18 protein-coding genes are annotated in these 20737 nt (G+C 73.6%); 5 read left to right on the plus strand and 13 right to left on the minus strand.

The window, feature by feature from the left end:
* Positions 1-3: 3 nt before the first annotated feature.
* The 3 genes from ACLJPY_RS41260 to ACLJPY_RS41270 are packed head-to-tail and all read right to left on the minus strand — an operon-like array spanning position 4 to position 3853.
* On the minus strand, positions 4-573 hold the full coding sequence (locus ACLJPY_RS41260; RefSeq protein ID WP_410596410.1) for a DinB family protein: 570 nt from the start codon (positions 571-573) through the stop codon (positions 4-6).
* A 13-nt stretch (positions 574-586) separates the two neighbouring features.
* Positions 587-2911, minus strand: coding sequence for a glucodextranase DOMON-like domain-containing protein (locus ACLJPY_RS41265; protein WP_410596411.1), 2325 nt, complete (start codon positions 2909-2911; stop codon positions 587-589).
* A 27-nt stretch (positions 2912-2938) separates the two neighbouring features.
* Positions 2939-3853 (minus strand): hypothetical protein, encoded by a 915-nt coding sequence (locus ACLJPY_RS41270; RefSeq protein ID WP_410596412.1) that lies wholly within the window; start codon positions 3851-3853, stop codon positions 2939-2941.
* A gap of 122 nt (positions 3854-3975) precedes the next feature.
* Here ACLJPY_RS41270 and ACLJPY_RS41275 point away from each other — a divergent pair, with 122 nt between their 5' ends.
* A complete protein-coding gene (locus ACLJPY_RS41275; protein ID WP_410596413.1) occupies positions 3976-4386 on the plus strand; it encodes an ATP-binding protein in 411 nt (136 codons plus the stop codon).
* 4 nt (positions 4387-4390) lie between these two features.
* Here ACLJPY_RS41275 and ACLJPY_RS41280 read toward each other — a convergent pair whose 3' ends face one another.
* The 6 genes from ACLJPY_RS41280 to ACLJPY_RS41305 all read right to left on the minus strand — a co-directional run bounded on the left by ACLJPY_RS41280 (position 4391) and on the right by ACLJPY_RS41305 (position 12232).
* Entirely contained in the window at positions 4391-5122 is a 732-nt protein-coding gene (locus ACLJPY_RS41280) for an ANTAR domain-containing protein (protein ID WP_410596540.1), read from the minus strand.
* A 264-nt stretch (positions 5123-5386) separates the two neighbouring features.
* The gene (locus ACLJPY_RS41285; protein ID WP_410596414.1) at positions 5387-5689 is read right to left on the minus strand and encodes an STAS domain-containing protein; all 303 of its coding nucleotides are present in this window, start codon (positions 5687-5689) and stop codon (positions 5387-5389) included.
* On the minus strand, positions 5686-9765 hold the full coding sequence (locus ACLJPY_RS41290) for a SpoIIE family protein phosphatase (RefSeq protein ID WP_410596415.1): 4080 nt from the start codon (positions 9763-9765) through the stop codon (positions 5686-5688). The genes ACLJPY_RS41285 and ACLJPY_RS41290 overlap by 4 nt, the downstream gene beginning before the upstream one ends.
* A gap of 84 nt (positions 9766-9849) precedes the next feature.
* Entirely contained in the window at positions 9850-10266 is a 417-nt protein-coding gene (locus ACLJPY_RS41295) for an ATP-binding protein (RefSeq protein WP_410596416.1), read from the minus strand.
* A complete protein-coding gene (locus tag ACLJPY_RS41300; RefSeq protein ID WP_410596417.1) occupies positions 10263-11852 on the minus strand; it encodes a PP2C family protein-serine/threonine phosphatase in 1590 nt (529 codons plus the stop codon). The genes ACLJPY_RS41295 and ACLJPY_RS41300 overlap by 4 nt, the downstream gene beginning before the upstream one ends.
* Positions 11852-12232, minus strand: coding sequence for an STAS domain-containing protein (locus ACLJPY_RS41305; RefSeq protein WP_410596418.1), 381 nt, complete (start codon positions 12230-12232; stop codon positions 11852-11854). Before ACLJPY_RS41305 ends, ACLJPY_RS41300 begins: the two co-directional genes overlap by 1 nt.
* Before the next feature lie 167 nt (positions 12233-12399).
* Here ACLJPY_RS41305 and ACLJPY_RS41310 point away from each other — a divergent pair, with 167 nt between their 5' ends.
* Positions 12400-12783, plus strand: coding sequence for an STAS domain-containing protein (locus tag ACLJPY_RS41310; RefSeq protein ID WP_410596419.1), 384 nt, complete (start codon positions 12400-12402; stop codon positions 12781-12783).
* 19 nt (positions 12784-12802) lie between these two features.
* Here the strand turns inward: ACLJPY_RS41310 and ACLJPY_RS41315 are convergent, their stop codons facing one another.
* A complete protein-coding gene (locus ACLJPY_RS41315) occupies positions 12803-14026 on the minus strand; it encodes a PP2C family protein-serine/threonine phosphatase (RefSeq protein ID WP_410596420.1) in 1224 nt (407 codons plus the stop codon).
* An 82-nt stretch (positions 14027-14108) separates the two neighbouring features.
* On the opposite strand from ACLJPY_RS41315, the gene ACLJPY_RS41320 reads away from it, so the two are divergent.
* Together ACLJPY_RS41320 and ACLJPY_RS41325 are read left to right on the plus strand one after the other, a co-directional pair.
* Positions 14109-14828 (plus strand): histidine phosphatase family protein, encoded by a 720-nt coding sequence (locus tag ACLJPY_RS41320; protein WP_410596421.1) that lies wholly within the window; start codon positions 14109-14111, stop codon positions 14826-14828.
* Positions 14806-15675, plus strand: a complete 870-nt coding sequence (locus tag ACLJPY_RS41325; protein ID WP_410596422.1) for an NAD(P)H-hydrate dehydratase — start codon at positions 14806-14808, stop codon at positions 15673-15675. Before ACLJPY_RS41320 ends, ACLJPY_RS41325 begins: the two co-directional genes overlap by 23 nt.
* Positions 15676-15679: 4 nt before the next feature.
* Here the strand turns inward: ACLJPY_RS41325 and ACLJPY_RS41330 are convergent, their stop codons facing one another.
* Genes ACLJPY_RS41330 through ACLJPY_RS41340 form a run of 3 tightly spaced genes read right to left on the minus strand, consistent with a single transcriptional unit; the run spans position 15680 to position 18110 of the window.
* The gene (locus ACLJPY_RS41330) at positions 15680-16399 is read right to left on the minus strand and encodes an SDR family oxidoreductase (RefSeq protein ID WP_410596423.1); all 720 of its coding nucleotides are present in this window, start codon (positions 16397-16399) and stop codon (positions 15680-15682) included.
* Positions 16396-17247 carry an oxidoreductase gene (locus ACLJPY_RS41335; RefSeq protein ID WP_410596424.1) on the minus strand — a complete coding sequence of 284 codons (852 nt, stop codon included), beginning with the start codon at positions 17245-17247 and terminating at the stop codon, positions 16396-16398. The genes ACLJPY_RS41330 and ACLJPY_RS41335 overlap by 4 nt, the downstream gene beginning before the upstream one ends.
* Before the next feature lie 41 nt (positions 17248-17288).
* On the minus strand, positions 17289-18110 hold the full coding sequence (locus ACLJPY_RS41340) for a helix-turn-helix transcriptional regulator (protein ID WP_410596425.1): 822 nt from the start codon (positions 18108-18110) through the stop codon (positions 17289-17291).
* Positions 18111-18362: 252 nt separating this feature from the next.
* On the opposite strand from ACLJPY_RS41340, the gene ACLJPY_RS41345 reads away from it, so the two are divergent.
* On the plus strand, positions 18363-20672 hold the full coding sequence (locus tag ACLJPY_RS41345; protein WP_410596426.1) for a PHB depolymerase family esterase: 2310 nt from the start codon (positions 18363-18365) through the stop codon (positions 20670-20672).
* The last annotated feature ends 65 nt before the right edge of the window (positions 20673-20737 follow it).

Consider the following 20737-nt stretch of genomic DNA (forward strand, 5'->3'; position numbering starts at 1 on the left):
GGCTTACGAGGGCACTCCGGCCGCGCGGGCCGCGCGCTCGACCTCGGCGCGGCGCGCCGCCCAGAACTGCGCGTCGTGGTGGCTGCCGGTGGCCAGCGAGCCGTCGAGCTGCTCGCGCAGGATGTCGGCGTGGCCGGCGTGACGGTTCGTCTCGGTGAGCACGTGCACCAGGATGTTGAACAACAGCACGTCCGGGCGCGGCCACCACGGCACGTGGCCCGGCGCGTCGACGGCGAGCGCCGCGATCGTCGCGTCGGAGTGGGCCCAGGCCCGGCGGTAGCCATCGACGAGCTCCGCGCGGGTCTCGTTCTCGGTCGCCCACATGTCCGCGCCGCGTGCCGCGCGGTCGTCCCACCGGGGCAGCGGTGCCGGGAACGGACGGCCGAAGACCTCGCCGAAGTACCGTGCCTCGGTCAGGGTCAGGTGCTTGACGAGACCGAGCAGGTTGGTGCCGGTCGCCGTCAGGGGACGGCGGACGTCGTACTCGCTCAGCCCGTCGAGCTTCCCGACCAGCTCTTCGCGCACCTCGCGCAGGTCGCCGTGCAGGTAGTCCTTCGCGAATTCGTCGATCACGCCGGCCAGCCTGTCAGACCACCGGCACCCCGCGCACCGAAACCGGCCCGCGGGTCGGATCCAGCTCGAGTTTCTGGTCCACGCCCGACGGCGTCAGCACGTCGAACGCCTTGGGCGCGGTCGCCGGGTCCGCCGCGCAGATCGGCGCCGTCCCGCCCGGTGCGCACAGGCCGAACGTGTACTGGCCCGCCGTCGGCGTGAACGGCCGCGCCTGGTCCGGCGAGTTGCCGTCCTGGCCGGTCAGCACCACGGCGAACGTCCAGCCCGGCCCCGGCGTCCCGAAGGCCGCCTTCGCCACGCTGACCGTGATGTACCGCGTTGCCTGCGAAGCCTGCACGGACGGCGTCGCCAGGGAAGCGCCCGAAGCGTCGACGAGCGCGGGCTCGGCGAAGCCCTGGACTTCGATGCGCCGGCTCCACGCGTCCTGCGGTGCGATCGTGTACGCCCGGCTCGGGAACGGCGCCGCGGTCGACGTCGCCGCCGCGGCCGGGTCGTGCCCGTAGATGGTCAGCAGCTGGGCGCCCAGCGGCGAGCCGAACGTCGGGGTCAGGTCCCGGACCTGCGCCCGGAACACCAGGGTGGGGCCCGCATCGATGACCTGGAACCGCTGCAGGTCGAACGCGCCGGCGTGGAAGTCGCCCGCCGTCGGGTAGGTGTACGTGCCCGGGCCGTTGTCGTCGCCGTCCGGGTCGGTCGTGTCCAGCAGGACCGTGCCGGTGACGAAGTCCGAGCTGATCGTCTTCTGCGCGTAGCCGGTGCCCGCGCCCGTCGCGGTCGCCGTGACGACGTTCGCGCCCAGCGGCGTCGGAACCGAAGCGCTGAACGTCCCCGCCGCCGAAGCCCGCGTCGACAGCACGGACGTCGTGCCCGCGTCGGTGGCGGAAACGGCGATGTCGACCCGGCTGCCGGCGGGCGCGGTGCCGGTGACCGGCGCGGTCGCGGTGGACACCGACGCGGGCGCGTCCAGGGTCACCGCCAGCGCCGCGGGCGGTGCGTGCGAGACGTACCGCGAGCGGACGTCGGCGGGCTGCTCGGGCAGCCGCCCGTCGGCCAGCGCCCTGGCCAGCCGCACCGACTCCGACTGCGCCCAGCTCAGCGGCGCGACCGAGCCGGCGGGCTGCCCCGGCGTGAAGCCGATCGACGCCGTCCGCGGGTCCGACCCGTACGGCGACGCGGGCAGCGCCGGGTCCTCCCAGACCTGCTCGGGGATCAGGCCGGTGCCGCCCGTCTGCCCCCGCATCGCGCGCAGCAGCGCCGCCGCGCCGGCCCGGTCGCCGGTCTGCACGGCCTGCTCGCCGCGTTCGCCGGCGAGCACCGGCCAGAGGTGCCCGGAGCCGGTGTTCGTCGACGGCCAGGGTGCCCCGGTCGGGCCGCAGTTCGTCGGATCGGGCTCGTAGCAGTCGCCGTACCCGTCTTCGCTGCCCGCCGCCGAAGTGCCGTAGCGGTACCAGCCCGGGCCGGCCGGGGTGTCGCGCTTGATCACGCGGTCCACGACGGCGAGCGACGCGGTGACGTCCGGGTCGTTCGCGGGCAGCACGCCCAGGCGCGTCAGCTCGAGGAACCCGGCGTCGACGACGGCGCGCTGGTCGGCGTCGATCGAGCCGTTGCCCAGGTTGTAGTTCCACTCCGAGTTCGGGTCGCCGTTCTTCGTCAGCCGCAGGAAGTACCGGCCGCCGTACGGCCCGTTCTGCGTGACCGTCCAGCCCTTGGTGCTGCGCTGGAAGTGGTCGGCGGTGGCGCGGTAGACGTTCGCGCGGGCACTGTCGCCGTTGCGGTCGGCGATCACGCCGGCGGCGACGAGCCCGGCGATCTCCGCCGCGATCGTCGAGGGGGAGTAGCCGCCCTGTTCCTCCCACCGCTCCGAGCCGAACGCCGGTCCGTGCGCGACGACGAAGTCCGCGGCCGCGCGGATGTGGCCGGTGTAGAGCGCGTGGTCGCGGTCGAGCCCGGCCTGCAACGCCATCAGGATCGGGTACGCGCTCTCGTCGAGCTGGTCACCGCCGGAGTCGGGCGCCTTCTTGCCGTTGAGCAGCGAGTTGCGCGGGAACCGCCCGTCCGGCTGCTGCTGGCGGGAGAACAGCCACCGCACGCTCGCCCGCGCTGTCTCGCGGTCGCCGGCGGACAGCAGGCCGGAGAAGCTTTCGTAGAGGTCGCGGGCGAAGATCTCGCGGTAGGAGCCGAAGTAGACCGGCTTCCCGCCGGGCGCGTCACCCGCGGACACCGCCTGGCCCCACGGGCTGCCGAGCGAAGCCACGACCGCGCCCGGGAACGTCTTGTCCTCACTGGCCTTCAGCACGTTGACCGACTGGTAGTAGGGGTCAGAGTCCTTGCCTCGCAACGGAATCAGCCCGTTGTCGTAGTCACGTCACTCGCGCGCGTACTGCCGGTAGCTCGCCTCGAACGGCGTGCGCAGGCTCGCCCCGGCCGTGGCGACGGCGGCCCGCGCGTCCGCGCCGAAGCCGAGCGCCAGCACGGACGGCCGGTGCGGCTGCAGGTCCAGCTGCGCGGTCTGGACGACGTTGCCGTTCACCGCCGACGGCGTCGGGTCGGTGAGCCGGTGGTCGCGGTCCAGCTGGGCCAGCCCGTCGCCCGCGGTGCCGGCGAAGCCGCTGCTCGTGGTCAGGAACCGGCGGTCGGCGCGCAGCGCGGCGGCCAGCGGGGTGCCGTAGTCGCGGGCCGGGGCGCTGGACACCGTGGTGGTGTCCGCGCTGACCAGCGCGGACGTCGCCGGGTCCACCGTGGCCGTGTCACCGCCACCGTTGGCCGGGCCGCCCCCGCCGTTGCCGTTGATGCTCGCGTCGAACCGCACGTAGACCTTGAGGTCGCGCCCGGAGTCCCGCAGCGGTTCCAGCCGCGTCCGGATGAGCACGCCGGTCCGGGCGGGGTCGGTCAGGTAGTCGGTGACCAGCCGGTACCGCCCGCTGCGCGGGGTCGACGTCACCTCGCACGCCATCCCGCCCGCGCTCGTGCGGACGGTGTAGGTCATGTCCCGCGCCTGCAGGTCGGTGAAGGTGGCGCCGTCGGTGACGGCGAACTGCAGGGTTTCGACGTTCGTGTTGTCGATCACCGGCGCGTAGACGTCGGACAGCACGCCGCCGGCGACGGTGAACCACGCCTTGCTCGTCGTGTTCCGGGCGGTGCCCAGGCAGTCCTTGCGGGCCAAGCCGAAGTGCGAGACGGCCCCCGGTCCGGGGGCCGGGGCCGCGGTGGCCACCGGGGCGGGCAGGAGGGTGGCGGCGAGCACCGCGCACAGCACCACGGACGACGTCGACCGGATCATCCGCCCATCCGATCACGACCGCCCGGAGCGCACCAGGGCCGAACGGTGCCACCGCGGCTTTACCGGTGGTTGAGAATCCCGACCGGTGGGTAGCAAACCCGATGTCCCCCGAGGAGGTGAACGTGGAAACGCTGGGATCCGACGGATGGCGGTACCGCGGCACGATTTCGCCACGGACGCTGCCGAGCCTGCGCCGGCACCTGGTGTCCTGGTTGCGTCGGCGGGCCGGTGACGAGGTGGGGCGGCAGGCCGACGACGTCGTGCTGGCCTGCTGGGAAGCGATGGCGAACGTGCTGGACCACGCCTACCACGGGCGCCCCGGGCTGATCGACGTCCGCGCCCGGATCGACCAGGAGGTGCTGATCGTCACCGTCGCCGACCAGGGCCGGTGGGCGACGGTGGCCGAGCGCGCGGACGGCGGCCGCGGGCTGCGGCTGATCCAGGCCCTGGTCGACGGGCTCGACGTGCGCTCGACGGACGGGGGCACGATCATCACGCTGACCTGGCCGTTCCCGGCCCGCCGGACGGCCTGAGCGGTCAGCGCGACGGCGTCGAAGACAGGTCGTCGACGAACCGGGTGGCGATGTCCCGGAGCTTCACGTTGGTCCGCTGCGACTCCGTCACCAGCCGCTTCATGGCGTCGTCGGCGCTGATCCGGTGCACGGCCATCAGGATGCCCTTGGCCTGCTCGATCACCGCCCGCGACCGCATCGCCGCCTCGAGGTCGACGGCGCGCTGCCGGGCCTGGCGGTAGCGCCGCGTGGTGCGCAGCCCGAACGAGACGACCGTGGTGTAGAGCTGCAGCAGCCGCGAGTCGGTCTCCGCGAACCCGTGGTCGCCGTAGCCGAAGAGGTTGAGCGCACCGGACAGGCGTTCGTCGACGCGCAGTGGTGCGGCGAGGTAGCTGCCGACCCCGAGTTCCCGGGCACGCCCGGTGAACTCCGGCCACGCCGCCCCGGCGGAGGCGAGCGGTACCCGGACGACTTCGCCGGTCGCCGCCGCCTGCAGGCAGGGACCCGCGCCGGCCGCGTACTGGGCCGCGTCGATCTCGACGGCACGCTCGTCGGTGGTGGCCGCGGTCGTCGCTTCGCCGTCCCGGATCGCGGTGATGCTCGCCATGTCGGCGCCGGGGATGGCGCGGACGGCTTCGGCGCAGACGGCCTCGAGAACCTCGGCTTCGGCGGGTTCGGTTTCCAGAGCGCCCGTGAGGTCCGCCATCGCGGCGGTCAGCTCGTCCAGGTGCTCGGGCCGGATCGGCTCACCGTTCACTGGCGTCATCTCCGTCCCGACGGCTGCGGCTCGTGCCGGACCGCTGCTGCTTCAACGGCAGCAGCAAAACACTACTCGCGTTCGCCGCGTGTTCCGCAACATCGAAACCGCGACACCGGCCGGGAGAAAGCGGTGGCTCCGGCCCGCCGCTCACTGCTGAACGTCGAGGGTTGGGCGCCGGGGCCACCTGGCGACGGACGGCAGCACAACCCACCCGCGGCCGTCGCTGCCGCCCGCTTACCCCGTCGGCCGGAAGTCAACCGTTCAGCGGATCATGACCTTCGCGACCCTGGCGAGCCCGGACACCCGCAGTACCCGGTCGAGCAGCCGCGGTGCGAGCAGCCGCAGGTCGTGCTCGCCCGCCCGGTCGAACAGCACCGCGATGCCGGCGCTGTCGAGGTAGGTGACCCCGGTGAGGTCGACGGTGACGCCGGTCCCCGCCGCCAGCTCGCGGTCCAGCGCCGCGCCGAACTCCGCGGCGTTGCTCATGTCGATCTCGCCGGTGACGGACAGGACGCGGTCGCCGTCGTCCCCCGGGTCACTGACCAGCGTGAGTGCCGTCGTCACGAACCGATCCTCCATTCCAGCGTGACGGTGGTCCCGGCCGGGTCGTGCCGGAAGGCGACCGCGTCGGCCAGCGCGCGCATCATCGGCACGCCGCGCCCGCGCAGCACGTGGTTGTCCGGTGGCGGCTGCCGCCAGCGGCCCCGGTCGGTCACGGTGACCACCAGGTGCGCGCCGGTGAGCCGGGCCGCCAGGTGCGCGGTGGCCCCGGCACCGTCGCCGTAGGCGTGCTCGACGGCGTTGGCGCAGGCTTCACCCGCCGCGACCAGCACGTCCTGCGCCAGGTCCGGTTCGATGGCCGCGTTCGCCAGCCAGGCCCGCAGCCAGTGCCGGGACGAGGCGAGGTGGTCCGGGTCCGCCGCGAACTCGAAGTCCAGCGGGGGGACCGACCGGCGGTAGAGCAGCAGCGCGACGTCGTCCTCGTAGCCGTCGTCCGGGCGGAGCCGGTCCATCAGCGCGGTCGCCACGTCGGCCAGGTCCGCGTCCCGCGTGTCGTGGGCGACCGTGGTGGCCCGGTCCATGCCGTCGTCGAGCGACTCGCGGCGGCGCTCCACCAGCCCGTCGGTGTAGAGCACCAGCAGCGAGCCGATCGGCACGACCGCCTTGGCCTCCGGGCGCGGCGCGACGACGCGGACGGCCAGCGGCACACTGCTGCCCTCCTCCAGCAGCTGCGCCGTGCCGTCGCGGTGCACCAGCGTGGCGGGCAGGTGCCCCGCGCTGCTGTAGGTCAGCGTGCCGGTGGCCGGGTCGAGGACGCCGCAGAAGACGGTGGTGCACAGGGCGCCGGGCAGCCGCCAGGCGAAGCGGTCGAGTGCGGCCAGCGTGTCCCGCGGGCTGCTGGCTTCGAGCAGCAGCGCCCGGCAGGCGCTGCGCAGCTGCCCCATCACCGCGGCCGCGGCGAGGCCCCGGCCCACGCAGTCGCCGACGACGATGCCGATCCGGTCGCCGGCCAGCGGGACGACGTCGTACCAGTCGCCGCCGACCTCCAAGGGCGGGTTCGCCGGCTCGTAGCGCACGGCGAAGCCGTCGGGGAGCTCGGCCGGGCCCAGGATGGAGCGCTGCAGCGCCAGGGCCACCTCCCGCTGCCGGTCGTCGCGGTGGGCGCGGCGCAGGGCGTGCGCGAGCGTCCCGGCGAGCAGGGCCAGCAGCGTGCGGTCTTCGGTGCCGAACGGACGGCCCGGGGCGGGGTCGACCCACAGCGTCAGCCGGCCGCCGGGGTGGTCGACGGTGGTGCCCGCGCCGCTGTCGGCCGGCGTCGCGTGCAACGCCGGGAGCGAGCGGATGTGGTCGAGGGTCGCGCGCAGCGGCTCGGCGAGGCCGGTCCAGTGCCGGTCGGCGGGATCGGTGGAGGCGAGCTCCGGTTCGCCGTCGCGCGGCCAGGTCACCGCGAGCACGCGCTGGGCGTCCCAGAGCTCGCGCAGCAGCTCCAGCGCGGTGCGCAGGACCTCGGGTGCGCCGCTGATCCCGGCGAGGCGCTGGTTCATCGACGCCAGCGCGCTTTCCCGCTGGACGGCGTAGCGCTCGGCCGTGACGTCGCGGATCGTGCCGACGAGCCGGCGGCGGCCTTCGTCGTCCTGCAGCCGGCTGTAGGCGACCTCGACCCAGAGCCGGTGCCCGTCGCGGTGGCGCATCGGCAGCACGAAGCTGCCGCCGGGCCGGTCCCACGCGCCGCCGAACGCCTCGGCGACCTCGCGGTGGGCGGCGGATTCGGCGTCGGCGTCCGGCCACCACGGGAACGCCGGGGCGTAGGGCAGCCCGTCGGCGCCGTAGCCCAGCAGCTCGGTGAACGCCGTGTTGATCTCCACGACGCGGCCGTCGCCGTCGCAGACGAAGAAGCCTTCCTGCAGCGAGTCGATCATCGCCGCCCGCCACCGCGCGTGCTGCGTCCGCAGCCTCGCCAGCTGGACGGTCGTGCGCACCCGCGCGAGCAGCTCCTGCGCCGAGAACGGCTTCACGAGGTAGTCGTCGGCCCCCGCGGCCAACCCGTCGACGGCGGCTTCCTGACCGGCCCGCGCCGAGAGCAGCAGCACCGGCACGGCGGCGGTGCGCGGGTCGCCGCGCAGCTCGGCGAGCAGCCCGAGGCCGTCCAGGCGCGGCATCATGACGTCGCTGATGATCAGCTCGGGTGGCTCGGCGCAGGCGGCGGCGAACGCCTCGACGCCGTCGCGCACCGCGGTCACCGCGTAGTCGTCGCGCAGCAGCCGGACGAGGTAGTCGCGCATGTCGGCGTTGTCGTCGGCGACCAGCAAGCGGGCACCCGCGGCCCCGGCCGGCGCGGGCGAGGCGGGCTGGTCGTCGCCCGGCAGCCAGCGCAGGGCTTCCTGGACGTACGCTTCCGCCGACTCCGCGGCCGGCCCGCCGGTCGTCGGCTCGTCGACGACGTGCTCGGCGGGCAGGTGCCGGGTGCCCAGCGGGACCCGGACCCGGAACGTCGTCCCGGCGCCCGGTGCGCTCTCCACGGTGACCGCGCCGCCGTGCATGCCGACGAGCTCGCGCACCAGTGCCAGGCCGATCCCGCTGCCCTCGTTCGACCGCGCCCGTGCCGTCGGGATCCGGTGGAACCGCTCGAACAGGCGCGGCAGCTCGGCGGCGTCGATCCCGATCCCGGTGTCGGACACGGCGACCACGGCGTGACCGTCGGCCACGGTGCTCGTCACCCGGATCGCGCCCTCGAAGGTGAACTTGACCGCGTTGGACAGCAGGTTGAAGACGACCTTCTCCCACATCCCGCGGTCGACGTGCACCGGCTCGGCCGACGGGCGGCAGTCCACTTCGAACGCCAGGCCGGCCCGCTCGACGGCGGCGCGGAAGACGCTGGCGAGCTCCGCGGTGAAGGTCCCGAGGTCCACCGGTTCGAAGCGCGCCTGCATGCGGCCGGCTTCGATCCGGGAGAAGTCGAGCAGGTTGTTCACCAGCCGGCCCAGCCGCAGCGCGTTGCGCTGGATGACGTCGACCTCTTCCCGCACCCGGTCGCCGGCGCCGTCCAGCGCCTCCCGCAGCTCGGCGGCCGGACCCTGGATCAGGGTCAGCGGGGTCCGGAACTCGTGGCTGATGTTGGCGAAGAACGTCGTCTTCGCCGCGTCGAGCGCGGCGAGCTCCTCGGCGCGCTGCTGCTGGACCTGGTAGGCGATCGCGCCGTTGACCAGCGCCGTCGTCTGCTGGGCGACCAGCCCGAGGAAGGTCCGGTAGGACTCGTCGAGGGCGCGACCGGCGCTGGCGGCCAGCACGATGACGCCGGTCGCGGCGTCCCCGGCGTCACCGGGCAGCGGCAGCACCATCGCCTCGGTCGGCGGGGTGGACCAGCTGCCCGCGGGCAGCTCGCCGGACGCGTCACCCGAAACCGTCCGCGGGACACCGTCGGCGAGCACGTCCTTCAGCGGCCAGTCGGCGTCGTCACCCGCGCCTTCGCCGCCCGGGGTGACGGCCGCGAGCGCGAGGCCGCCGTCGTCGTCCCGGATGTGGATCGCGGCGTACGGGACGTCGGCGCCGGCCCGGCCCAGCACCTCGGCGACCAGCTCACAGGCCTCGCCCACGCTCCGGGCGCGGCCGGCCTGGGCGCTCAGCTCGCGCAGCGTCGCCAGGCGCCGGGCGCCGATCACCCGCTCGGTCGTGTCGGAGACCGCGGTGAACACCGCCCGCACGGTGCCTTCGTCGTCGTGCACCGGGCTGTAGGAGTACGTCCAGTAGGTCTCTTCCCAGTAGCCGTGCCGGTTCATCGGCAGCAGCATGTCCTCCGACCAGGTCGCCTGGCCGGTGGTCATCACGCTTTCCAGCATCGGTCCGATGATGTGCCAGATCTCGGCCCAGACCTCCGAGCCCGGCTTGTCCAGCGCCGGGTGCTTGGTGCCCAGCAGCGGCAGGTAGGCGTCGTTGTAGAGGAACCGCAGCTGCGGCCCCCACCAGACGATCATCGGGAAGCGGGAGGTGAGGCAGATCCGGACCGCCGTCGTCAGGCTCGACGGCCAGTCACCGGGCTCGCCGAGCGGGGACGACGCCCAGTCGAAATCCCGCATCCGGGCGGCCATCCGGCTGGCCCCCGGAAACACGGCCCGGTGGGCGGCCTCTTCCCCGACGCTCATCACACTCCAGGTTCACGCGACCCCGGCCGAGCCTACTCGACCGGCCACCGGCCCGCCGGGTGCCGCTCGGCACACCCCGGACGGTCAGCCGAGCAGCCACGTCATGGTGACCGTGGTGCCGTCGTCGCGGTGCACCTGGGCGCTGTGGTCGGCCAGGGTGTCGATCAGCAGCAGGCCGCGTCCGCGCAGGCCGTTCGAGGCGGCGGGCGGGCGCCAGGCGCCGTAGTCGGTGACCGTCACCGTCAGCCGTCCAGGCAGTGCCTCGGCCCGGACCTCGACCGGGCCGGCCTCCCCGTCCGGGTAGGCGTGCTCGGCCGAGTTGGCCATCGCCTCGTAGCCGGCGAGGACGATGTCCTCCCGCCGTTCGGCGCTCAGGTGGAGGGTGGCCAGCCACCGGGCCAGGGCTTCCCGCAAGGCCGGCAGCCGTTCGGCGATCGCGGCCGTGCGGTGGTGGAACGAGCCCGGGGGAGCGGGCGCGCCCGGCGGAAGGGGGTCCGTCATGGGGTGTCCTCTCCGCGGTGGCGCACGTGGATCACGGCGATGTCGTCGTCGTGCCGTCCGCGCGTCAGTTCGTCGACGAGCTTGTCCCACGCCGTCTCGAGATCGGCCGCGGTCAGCAGGGCGGGGATACCCGCCAGCAGCCATTCGATGCCCAGGGTGAGGTCACGGGTGCGGCTTTCGACCAGCCCGTCGGTGTAGAGCACCAGGTCCGCGCCCACCGGGAAGCCCGCGGTGCGCTGCGGGAACACCGAGCCGACGCCCAGCGGCTGCGCCAGCGCCTCGCCGATCTGCTCGGGCGGCTCACCCGGGCGGACGATGATCGCGGGCAGGTGGCCGGCGTTCGCGTAGGCGAGCGTCCCGTCGGCGGGCCGGTGGACCGCGTAGAAGCAGGTCACGAAGCTCTCGTCGAACAGCCCGGCGGTCAGCTCGGAGACGTTGCGCAGCACCTCCGACGGCGGCAGCTCCAGCCGGGCGTAGCTGCGGATCGCCGTCCGGACCTGGCCCATCACCGTCGCCGCCCGGATGCCGTGGCCGACGACGTCGCCGATGACGAACGCGGTGTCGCCGGACGGCAGCCGGAGCACGTCGAACCAGTCGCCGCCGACCTTGCTGCCGGTGGCGGCGGGCAGGTACCGCGTGAGCACGTCCAGGCCCGGGGTGGGCGGGGCGACCGGCAGCATGCTCCGGGACAGCTCGGTGGCGAGGTTGCGCTCGCGCTCGTAGAGCCGGGCGTTGTCCAGCGCGATGGCGCTGTAGGCGGCGATGCCCTCGGCGAGGTATTCGTGCCGCGCGGTGAACCGGCCGGGCTCCGGGTGGCCGAAGAAGAACCCGCCCAGCACCGCACCGGAGGTCGGGCCGAGCACGGAGACGGCGAGGTAGCTGCACACGGGCAGGTGCCCCTCGGGCATGCCGTGGTGGGGCGCGTTCTTGCCGAACCGCGGGTCCTGCGTGATGTCGGGGCTGCGCACGGTCCCGAGGCCGTCGAACGTCGGCCCGAACACCTCGGTGTTGCGCGGCATCGGGAACCGGGCGAACGCCTCCCGTGGCACGCCCGAGATCGTGTACAGCGTGTACGACTCGCCGAACTCGTCGATCAGGTTGTAGAAGAACGCGCCGAAGGCGGCGCCGGTCGCCTTCGTGGCGGCGTCGGTCGCGTCCTGCACGATCCGGTCGATGTCGAGCTGCGCGGTCAGTTCGCGGCCGGTGGAGTGCAGCGCGTCCAGGACCGCGGCCTCGCCCCGCAGCCGGTGGACGGTGGCCGCCAGGCCGGCGGTGACACCCTCGATGGCGTCGGCGAGGGCCGCGGGGGCCTCGCCGACGTCCCGGGTGCTGTAGACCAGTGCGCCGCGCTCGCCGTCGGCGGCCGCGACGGCGACCGCGCGGGTGATTTCCTCGCCCGGCACCAGGTCCGCGAGCACCCCGCGGTCGGTCACCGCGGCCGCGACGCGGTCGTCGAGCACCGCACGCAGCTCGGCCGGGCCGAGGGCGCGGACCTCGGTGGGCGCCGGAGCGCCGCCGGTGAAGGCCCGGCGCACGGCGTCGAGGACGGTGTCGAACTGCGGGTCGGATCCCGGCGGGGACGTCATCAGGGGACCAACGCGTCGGACAGCGACGGGTAGATGGCGAGTTCGTCGACCAGCCGGGTGAGCTGCAGCGGGCGCAGCGTGATCCGGCCGGTGGCCACCACCCGCAGCGGGGCCGACGCGGCGGGTCCGCGGTGGGCCCGGACGAGCTCGGCCATGCCCGCCGAGGCCAGGAACGTCACATCGGTGAGGTCGATGACGAGCAGCGACGGTTCCAGGCGGGCCGCCCGTTCCGCCAGCCGGCGCAGTTTCGGGGCCAGCGCCAGGTCGAGTGCGCCGTCGACCCGCAGCACCGCCACGCCGTCGCGGGTCTCCAACGCGACCGATCCCGCCGAGCCGGCGGCGTCGTCGAGTGAGTCCCCGGTCACGTCCCGTTCGCCCATGGCGCCCATCCTGCCTGCTCGGGGACCCGGCGTGAAGCCAGGGGGGTGCTGACGCGGCGGCGAGCCGTCCGGGCAGGCATGATTGAGAGCGGTTGAGCAGACAGCCTTCGAGATCACGCACGCCCATCGGTCGTTCGGTGGCGCCTGCTGAAGGCGAGGAGAAACACATGACCGAGCACACCCACTTCGAAAGCTCGGCCACCGCTGTGCCGTTCGGGGAGTTCCGGATCGCCCGGACGGAGCAGGAGGACGCGGTCGTCGTCGAGGTCGCCGGGGACGTGGACACGACCACCGCGCCCGCCCTCGTGCAAGCGGCCGACGAAGCGCTGGCGGAACAGCCGCAGGTGCTGGTCGTCGACCTGACCCGCGTCGAGTTCCTCGCGTCGCCCGGGCTGACCGCGTTGCTGACCATCCACCGCAACGCCGGCACGGCCACCGCGGTCCGGATCGTCGCCTCCGGCCGGGCCACCCTGCGCCCGATCCAGCTGACCGGGCTCGAGGAGAGCCTGTCGCTCTTCCCGACGCGGGAAGCGGCCCTGGCCGGGTCCTGACCGGATCGTCCCGGCCGCGTCACGCACCGGCCGGGACGCCATGGCGCCGGAGGGCCAGCAGGGCGACATCGTCCTGGGCCGGCCGGTTGCCGATCATCGCCGCCATGACCTGCGCGCAGACCCGTTCGGGCTCGCCGGCGTACACGGCGTCCGCCAGTTGCTCCATCCCGACGTCGACCGGCCGGTCGCGCCGCTCCACCAAGCCGTCGGTGTAGAAGACCAGCACGGCCTCCTCGGGCAGCTCGATCACCGTCGTCCGGCGTTCGGGCACGCCGATGGTGAGCCCGATCGGGGGATCCGGCGGCGAGTCGATCAGCTCGCCGGCCTCGCCCGGCCGGGCGAGCACCGGGGGCAGGTGCCCGGCGAGCGACAGCGTCAGCGCCTCGCGGTCCGGGCCGATGATCCCGTAGGCCACCGTGGCCATCGCCCCGTGTTCGAAGTGGTTGGCCTTGCGGTCGAGCTTGGCGAGCACCTCGGCGGGGCTTTCGGAGTCGAGGGCGTAGGCCCGCAGGGCGCTGCGCAGCCGGCCCATGATCACGGCCGCGTCGAGGCCGTGGCCGGAGACGTCCCCCATCACGACGCCGAGCCGGTCACCCGGCAGGGAGAACAGGTCGTACCAGTCGCCGCCGAGCCCGGTCTCCGCGCCGGGCACGTACCGGGCGCCGAAGTCCAGGCCGGACACGGCGGGCAGGCTGCTGGGCAGCAGGCTGCGCTGCAGCGCCATCGTGGCGGTGCGGTTCTCCTCCTGCGCCTCCAGGTGGATGGCCATCGCGAGCCGGTCGGCCACCAGCTGCATGGTGGCCACTTCGGGCTCGCCGAACTGCCGGAGCGCCTCGGAACCGATGTGCAGCACGCCGACGAGCTCGCTCCCGGCCAGCATCGGGACGCCGAGCATGGAGTGCAGACCGCGTTCCCACAGCAGGGAGTTGACGACGGTGGTGTCGTCGACGTGGTCGAGGATGACGGGAGCCCGCTCGAGCGCGACCCGGCCGGCGAACCCGCTGCCCACCGGCACCCGCACGCCCTGGTGGACCTCTTCTTCGATGCCCGCGGCGGCGAAAGCCACCAGCTGGCGGCCGCTGTGCTGGTACCGCAGTACGGTCGCGGTGTCGACCTCCAGCACCTCGCGCAGGCGCCGGAGGGTCTCGGCCAGCATCTCGGCCAGGCCGAGGTGCGCGGCCGGAGCACCGAGGATCGCCTCCAGCTGCTGCAGCCGGTTCTGGGCGTCGAGACTTCGCGACATGGAACGACCCTAGCCGCAACTGGTTTGCAGGCCTAACCATCCCGGGTTTCGACGGCGGGTCCCCCGGGGTATCCAGGCCGGCGTGAACGTCGACTTGGACTGGGTGGGTGTGCTGCGGCACGGCCAGAGCACCGGGAACATGGCCAGGGAAGAGGCGGAGTCGGCCGGCACGGACGTGATCGACATCGCCGAACGCGACGCCGACGTGCCGCTGACGGACCTGGGCCGGGAACAGGCATCGGCGGCGGGGGAGTTCCTGGCGGAGCACCGGCCGGACGTCATCATCACCTCGACCTACCGCCGCGCCTGGGACACCGCGCGGCTGGCCGCGCCCGACGGGGTGCCGATCATCCCGGACGAACGGCTGCGCGACCGCGAACTCGGCGTGCTCGACCTGCTCACTTCGCACGGCGTCCGCGAACGGTGGCCCGACGAGCTGCGGCGCAAGCGGCGGCTGGGCAAGTTCTACTACCGGCCGCCGGGCGGGGAGTCCTGGGCGGACGTCGTGCTGCGCCTGCGGTCGCTGCTGAACGAGCTGAGCGCGGAGCACGCCGGAAAGCGCGTTCTGCTCGCCGCGCACGAGATGACCGTCTTCGCCCTGCGCTACCTCCTCGAAGGCCTGCCCGAGCCCGACCTGCTGCGGGCCGCCGACGCCACCGAGGTCCCGAACGGCTCGGTCACGGCGTGGGAACGCGACTCCGACGGCGGGTTCACGATGGTGCTGGCCCAGGAGGTCGGCCACCTGCACGCCACCGACACCCCGCCGACGGCGGACGACGATGCCGCGCAGCAGCTCACCTGACCCGGCGCCGATCAGCCCGGCCCTGCTGCGGGACTGGCGGATCGGCGCGGACGACCGCGGCACCGTGCTCGTCGTCGGCGGCGCCCGGACCGTGCCGGGAGCACCGGCGCTGTCCGGCACCGCCGCCCTGCGCGCCGGCGCGGGCACGCTGCAGCTGGCGGTCGCTGAACGGCACGCGACGGCGATCGGCGTCTCGGTGCCCGAGTCGTCGGTGTCCGGGCTCCCGGAGACCGGCACCGGGGCGATCGCCGCCGCGGCCGTCGACCGGCTGGCGGACGTGCTGCCCGGTGCCGGCACCGTCGTGGTGGGCCCCGGCTTGACCGGCGTCACGGAGACCGAAGACCTGCTGCGGCGGCTGGTCCCCGCGATCGCCCCGGACGCGCGGGTGGTGCTGGACGCGTTCGCGCTCGGCGCGCTGAGCCGGGACCCGTCGCTCGCCGCACCGCTGGCGGGCCGGCTCGTCCTGACGCCGAACCGGGTCGAAGCCGCCTACCTCGACGGCTGCGAGGAGAAGGACGTCGACGACCTGGAAACGGCGGTGCGGATCGCCGAGCGCTACGGCGGCGTGGTGCTGCTGATGGGTGTCGTCGCTTCGCCGGACGGCGGGGTCTGGCGCGACGGCAGCGGCCACGTGGGCTTGGCGACGTCCGGCAGCGGCGACGTCCTGGCCGGCCTGACGGGCGGTTTCCTCGCCCGCGGCGCGGCCGTGGACCAGGCTGCTTGCTGGGCGACGCACGTCCACGCCGTGGCCGGCCAGCGCCTGATCCCGGACACCGGCAGCACCGGCCTGCTGGCGCGGGAGCTGGTGGCCGAGATCCCGCGGGTCATCGCCGAACTGGAGCGCTGAGCCGTTACCGCTGGGTGGTGGGCCGGACGATGACCTCGTTGACGTCGACGCCCTCCGGCTGCCCGATCGCGTAGGCGACCGCCGCGGCGATGGCGTCCGCCGGGAGGGTCACCGCGCGGTAGCTGCGCATCGCCTCCTGCGCTCCCGGCTCGGTGATGCTGTCGGCCAGCTCGGACTCGGTGACGCCGGGGGAGATCGTCGTCACGCGGATGCCCGGGTCGGCTTCCAGGCGCAGGCCCTCGGTGATCGCCCGGGCCGCGTACTTGGTGCCGCAGTAGACCGCGGCCGTCGGCACCACCTCGTGCGCGCCGGTCGAGGCGATGGTGAGGAAGTGCCCGGCGCCCTGCCTGCGGAAGTGCGGCAGGACGGCCGCGATCCCGTGCAGCAGGCCGCGGACGTTGACGTCGATCATCCGGTCCCACTCTTCGACGTGCAGGGAGTCCAAGCGCGACAACGGCATCACGCCCGCGTTGGCGACGAAGGCGTCGAGCCGCCCGTGCGCCTCGACGGCCGAGTCGGCGAACGCGGCGACGTCCGCGCGGTCGGTGACGTCGAGGCGGTGCACGTCGGCGGTGCCGCCGGCGTCGTGGATCTCCTTCGCCAGTGCGGTCAGCCGGTCTTCGCGCCGGGCGCCGAGCACGACGTGGTGGCCTTCGCGGGCGAGGCGCAACGCGGTGGCGCGGCCGATGCCGCTGCTGGCGCCGGTGATGAGGACGGTCTTCACAGGGTTCCTTCCGGGAAGTCGGCGGCGAGGGTGGTTTCGCGCCAGGTGTCGAAGGTGGCGCGGAGGGTGTCGAGCCGGGCGGTCGCGATGTCGTAGGCGGCCCGCCCGAGCAGCAGCCGCAGCGGCGGTTCGTCGCTGCCGACGGCGGTGAGGATCGCTTCGGCCGCGCGGGCCGGGTCGCCCGGCTGGCGGCCGTAGGTGGCGAGCGTCGCCTCCCGGCGCGCACCCGCGGTTCCGGCGTAGTCGTCGATGTGGACCGCCGGCTGCCGCATCGAGGGCCCGGACCAGTTGGTCCGGAACGCGGCGGGCTCGACGATGGTCACCTTGATGCCCAGCGGCGCCACTTCGGCGGCCAGCGACTCGGAAAGCCCTTCCACGGCGAACTTCGTCGCGTGGTAGTAGCCGGTGGCCCCGAAGGCCGCCAGGCCGCCGAGCGAGGACACCGTGACGATGTGGCCGCTGCGGCGCGCCCGCATGCCGGGCAGGACCGCGCGGGTGACGTCGGCGAGGCCGAACACGTTGGTGTCGAACAGTTTCCGGATTTCTTCGTCCTCGCCTTCCTCGACCGCGGCGAGGTAGCCGTAGCCGGCGTTGCCGACCAGGACGTCGATCCGGCCGAACGCCGCTTCGGCCCGCTCCACGGCGTCGACGACCTGGGCGTGGTCGGTGACGTCGAGCGGCAGGGCCAGCGCACGCTCGCCGTGGGCCTCGGCGAGGTCGGTGATCCGCGCCGGGTCGCGGGCGGTGACCACCGCGCGCATCGACGGGTTCTCGAGCACGGCTTCGGCCAGTGCGCGGCCGAGGCCGGTGGAGCAGCCGGTGATGAACCAGACAGGGTTTTCGGGCACGGCGAACTACTCCGTCCATTGTGGATGGTTTGGGAAATGGTTCAGGACGCGGCGAGACTGCCCAGCAGGGCCAGCGCGGCTTCCGACGGGCTGCCCGGCTCGGCCTGGTACACGACCAGCTGCTGGCCCGGGGCGCTGTTGACGGTCAGCGCCTCGTAGCTCAGCTCCAGCTCGCCGACCAGCCGGTGGCGGAACCGCTTCGTCTCGTGGGTCTTCTGCCGGATGTCGTGGCGCGCCCACAGCCGGCGGAAGTCGGCGCTCTTGACCGACAGCTCGCCGACGGTGTCGATGAGCTGCGGGTCGTCGGGGTCGAGCCCGGCGGCCGCCCGCAGGCCGCCGACCGTGTTCACGGCCACGCGCTCCCAGTCCGGGTAGAACTCGCGGGCGTCCGGGTCGAGGAACACCAGCCGGACCAGGTCACCGCTGTGGGTGTGCCCGGCGAACAGCGCTTCGCCCAGCGCGTTGCGCGCCAGCACGTCGAGGCAGCGGCCCAGTACCACCGCGGGCGTCCCCGGCCAGCTGTCCATCAGGCGCAGCAGGTTCGGGCTGACCCGCTCCGGCCGCCGGGCCCACCGCCGGCGCGCCGGGACCGGCTGGGCGAGCCGGTGGAGGTGGGCGACCGCGTCGTCGTCCAGCGCCAGCCCGCGGGCGAGCGCCTCGACGACCTGCGCCGACGGGTTGCGCTCCCGGCCCTGCTCGAGCCGGACGTAGTAGTCGGTGCTGACGCCGGCCAGCAGCGCGACCTCCTCGCGGCGCAGGCCCGCCACCCGGCGCGACCCGCCCGCGGGCAGGCCCAGTTCCTCCGGGCCCACCTGTTCACGGCGGGCCCGGAGGAACTCCCCGAGCGCGTTGTCCTTGGCCATGATCCGAGGCTAACCCGGATCCGGCGGGTGAGGGTGGCCGTGCCGCACCCACCCTCGGACCAGCCGGGTCGGCTCGCCGTCCTCGGCTGGGGGCGCCCGCCGCAGCGTCGCCGTCGGTCCGCACCTCGCCCGGCGTGCTTCAGCGGTCCGCTCGAAAGTTCCCGAAAGGTTTCGATAATCGTTGACCGGCCCGGGCCGGGAGACGAACGATCGTCGCAGCTGCGCTCCCGTCCCCGGAAAGGATTTCCTCGAGTGCGAAGACTCCTCACCGCCCTTTCCGCTGCCGCACTGGCGATCGCCGCGGCGATCGTGCTGGTCGTGGCGGCGCAGCCGGCGTCCGCGGCCACGTTGACCCGGGTGACCGACTTCGGCAGCAATCCCAGCAACCTCAACATGTACACGTACGTGCCCGACCGCGTCGCCGCCCGGCCGGCGCTGCTGGTGGCGATCCACTACTGCACCGGCTCGGCGTCGGCGGTCTTCAACGGCCCCGCCCGCGACTACGTGACCGCGGCCGACCAGTACGGGTACGTCATCGTGTTCCCGGAGGCCACCCGCAGCGGGCAGTGCTTCGACGTTTCCTCGCCGCAGGCCCTCACCCGCGGCGGCGGCAGCGACCCGGTCGGCATCCTGTCCATGGTCAGCTGGGCCGAGCAGCGCTACAACGTCGACACCTCCCGCGTGTACGTCACCGGGTTCTCCTCCGGCGCGATGATGACGAACCTGCTCGCGGCGGAGTACCCGGACGTGTTCGCCGCCGGCTCGGCGTTCATGGGCGTGCCCGCCGGCTGCTTCGCCACCACCGACGGCTCCAGCTGGAACAACCAGTGCTCGGGCGGCCAGCTCATCAAGACCGCCCAGCAGTGGGGCGACCAGGCGCGCCAGATGAGCGGCGGCCGCAGCGGCCCGTTCCCGCGGATGCAGCTGTGGCACGGCACGGCCGACGACACGCTGCGCTACCCCAACTTCGGGGAGGAGATCAAGCAGTGGACGAACCTGCAGGGCGTCAGCCAGACGCCGTCGTCGAGTGACAGCCCGCAGTCCGGCTGGACCCGCACCCGCTACGGCGGTACCGGCACCCAGCCGCCGGTCGAGGGCATCAGCGTCCAGGGCGCCGGGCACTCGCTGCCGCTGAGCGGGATGGTGCCGTACGCGATCGCGTTCCTCGGCTTGAACAGCAGCTCGACGACCACCACCCCGACGACCACCACCCCGATCACCCCGAGCACGCCGACGACCACCACGTCTTCGCCGCCGCCCGCGGGGACCACGCTGGGCAGCGCGGCGGCCCGCACCGGGCGTTACTTCGGCACGGCGGTCTCGGCGAGCAGGCTGTCGGACAGCGTCTACACCGGCATCCTGAGCCGGGAGTTCTCCATGATCACGCCGGAGAACGAGCTGAAGATGGACGCGACGGAACCCGCGCAGGGCCAGTTTTCCTACGCCAACGCGGACCGGATCGTGAGCCAGGCGGCGAGCCAGGGCGCCCGGATGCGCGGGCACACGCTGGCCTGGTACTCCCAGCAGCCGGGCTGGATGCAGGGCATGGAGGGGTCGGCGCTGCGGCAGGCGATGCTGAACCACGTCACGCAGGTCGCGTCCCACTACCGCGGCAAGATCTACGCGTGGGACGTGGTGAACGAGGCGTTCGCCGACGGTGGATCCGGCGCCCGCCGTGATTCGAACCTGCAGCGCACGGGCGACGACTGGATCGAGGCGGCGTTCCGCGCCGCGCGGGCGGCCGACCCGGACGCGAAGCTGTGTTACAACGACTACAACACCGACGACTGGAACCAGGCGAAGACCCAGGCGGTGTACCGGATGGTGCAGGACTTCAAGTCCCGCGGCGTGCCGATCGACTGCGTCGGCTTCCAGTCCCACTTCAACAGCAACAGCCCGGTGCCGTCGAACTACCGGACGACGTTGCAGAACTTCACGAACCTCGGCGTCGACGTCCAGATCACCGAACTGGACGTCGAAGGCTCGGGGACCGCGCAGGCGGACAACTACCGCACGGTCACGCAGGCGTGCCTCGCGGTCACGCGCTGCACCGGCATGACGGTGTGGGGCATCCGCGACACGGACTCGTGGCGGGCGTCGGCCACGCCGCTGCTGTTCGACGGAAACGGCCAGAAGAAGGCGGCGTACACGGCGGTCCTGGACGCGTTGAACGGCGGCGCGCCCCCGGACACCGGCACGCCGACCACGACCCCGACCACGCCGACGACGACCCCGACCACGCCGACCACGCCGACGACCCCGACCACGCCGACGACCACGTCCCCGGCGCCGGGCGGCTGCACGGGCGCCTACCTCAAGACGGCGGAGTGGAACGTGGGCTTCAACGGCCAGATCACGGTGACGGGCTCGAACAACTGGGTGCTGACGGTGACGTTCCACGCGCCGCAGAAGGTGATCGGCAGCTGGAACTACACGGGAACGTGGGACAGCACGGGCTACGTGCTGACGGCCAGGCCCAACGGCAGCGGCAACGTCATCGGCTTCACGGTCCAGCACGGCGGCAACCTGGCGGACCCGACGGTGACCTGCACGACGGGCTAGTCCACAGTGGCCGTCATCACAGTGCCCGGCCGCTGCGGGCCGCGCGGAAACTGTCGGTGGTGACG

The sequence above is a fragment of the Amycolatopsis sp. lyj-23 genome (assembly GCF_046549135.1).
GTDB lineage: Bacteria > Actinomycetota > Actinomycetes > Mycobacteriales > Pseudonocardiaceae > Amycolatopsis.

Bases quoted from the DNA above. Each gene is read 5' to 3' on its own strand.
- ACLJPY_RS41270 (WP_410596412.1), bottom strand. From the start codon at position 3,853: ATGATCCGGTCGACGTCGTCCGTGGTGCTGTGCGCGGTGCTCGCCGCC.
- ACLJPY_RS41290 (WP_410596415.1), bottom strand. From the start codon at position 9,765: ATGAGCGTCGGGGAAGAGGCCGCCCACCGGGCCGTGTTTCCGGGGGCC.
- ACLJPY_RS41295 (WP_410596416.1), bottom strand. From the start codon at position 10,266: ATGACGGACCCCCTTCCGCCGGGCGCGCCCGCTCCCCCGGGCTCGTTC.
- ACLJPY_RS41300 (WP_410596417.1), bottom strand. From the start codon at position 11,852: ATGACGTCCCCGCCGGGATCCGACCCGCAGTTCGACACCGTCCTCGAC.
- ACLJPY_RS41305 (WP_410596418.1), bottom strand. From the start codon at position 12,232: ATGGGCGAACGGGACGTGACCGGGGACTCACTCGACGACGCCGCCGGC.
- ACLJPY_RS41310 (WP_410596419.1), top strand. From the start codon at position 12,400: ATGACCGAGCACACCCACTTCGAAAGCTCGGCCACCGCTGTGCCGTTC.
- ACLJPY_RS41315 (WP_410596420.1), bottom strand. From the start codon at position 14,026: ATGTCGCGAAGTCTCGACGCCCAGAACCGGCTGCAGCAGCTGGAGGCG.
- ACLJPY_RS41325 (WP_410596422.1), top strand. From the start codon at position 14,806: ATGCCGCGCAGCAGCTCACCTGACCCGGCGCCGATCAGCCCGGCCCTG.
- ACLJPY_RS41340 (WP_410596425.1), bottom strand. From the start codon at position 18,110: ATGGCCAAGGACAACGCGCTCGGGGAGTTCCTCCGGGCCCGCCGTGAA.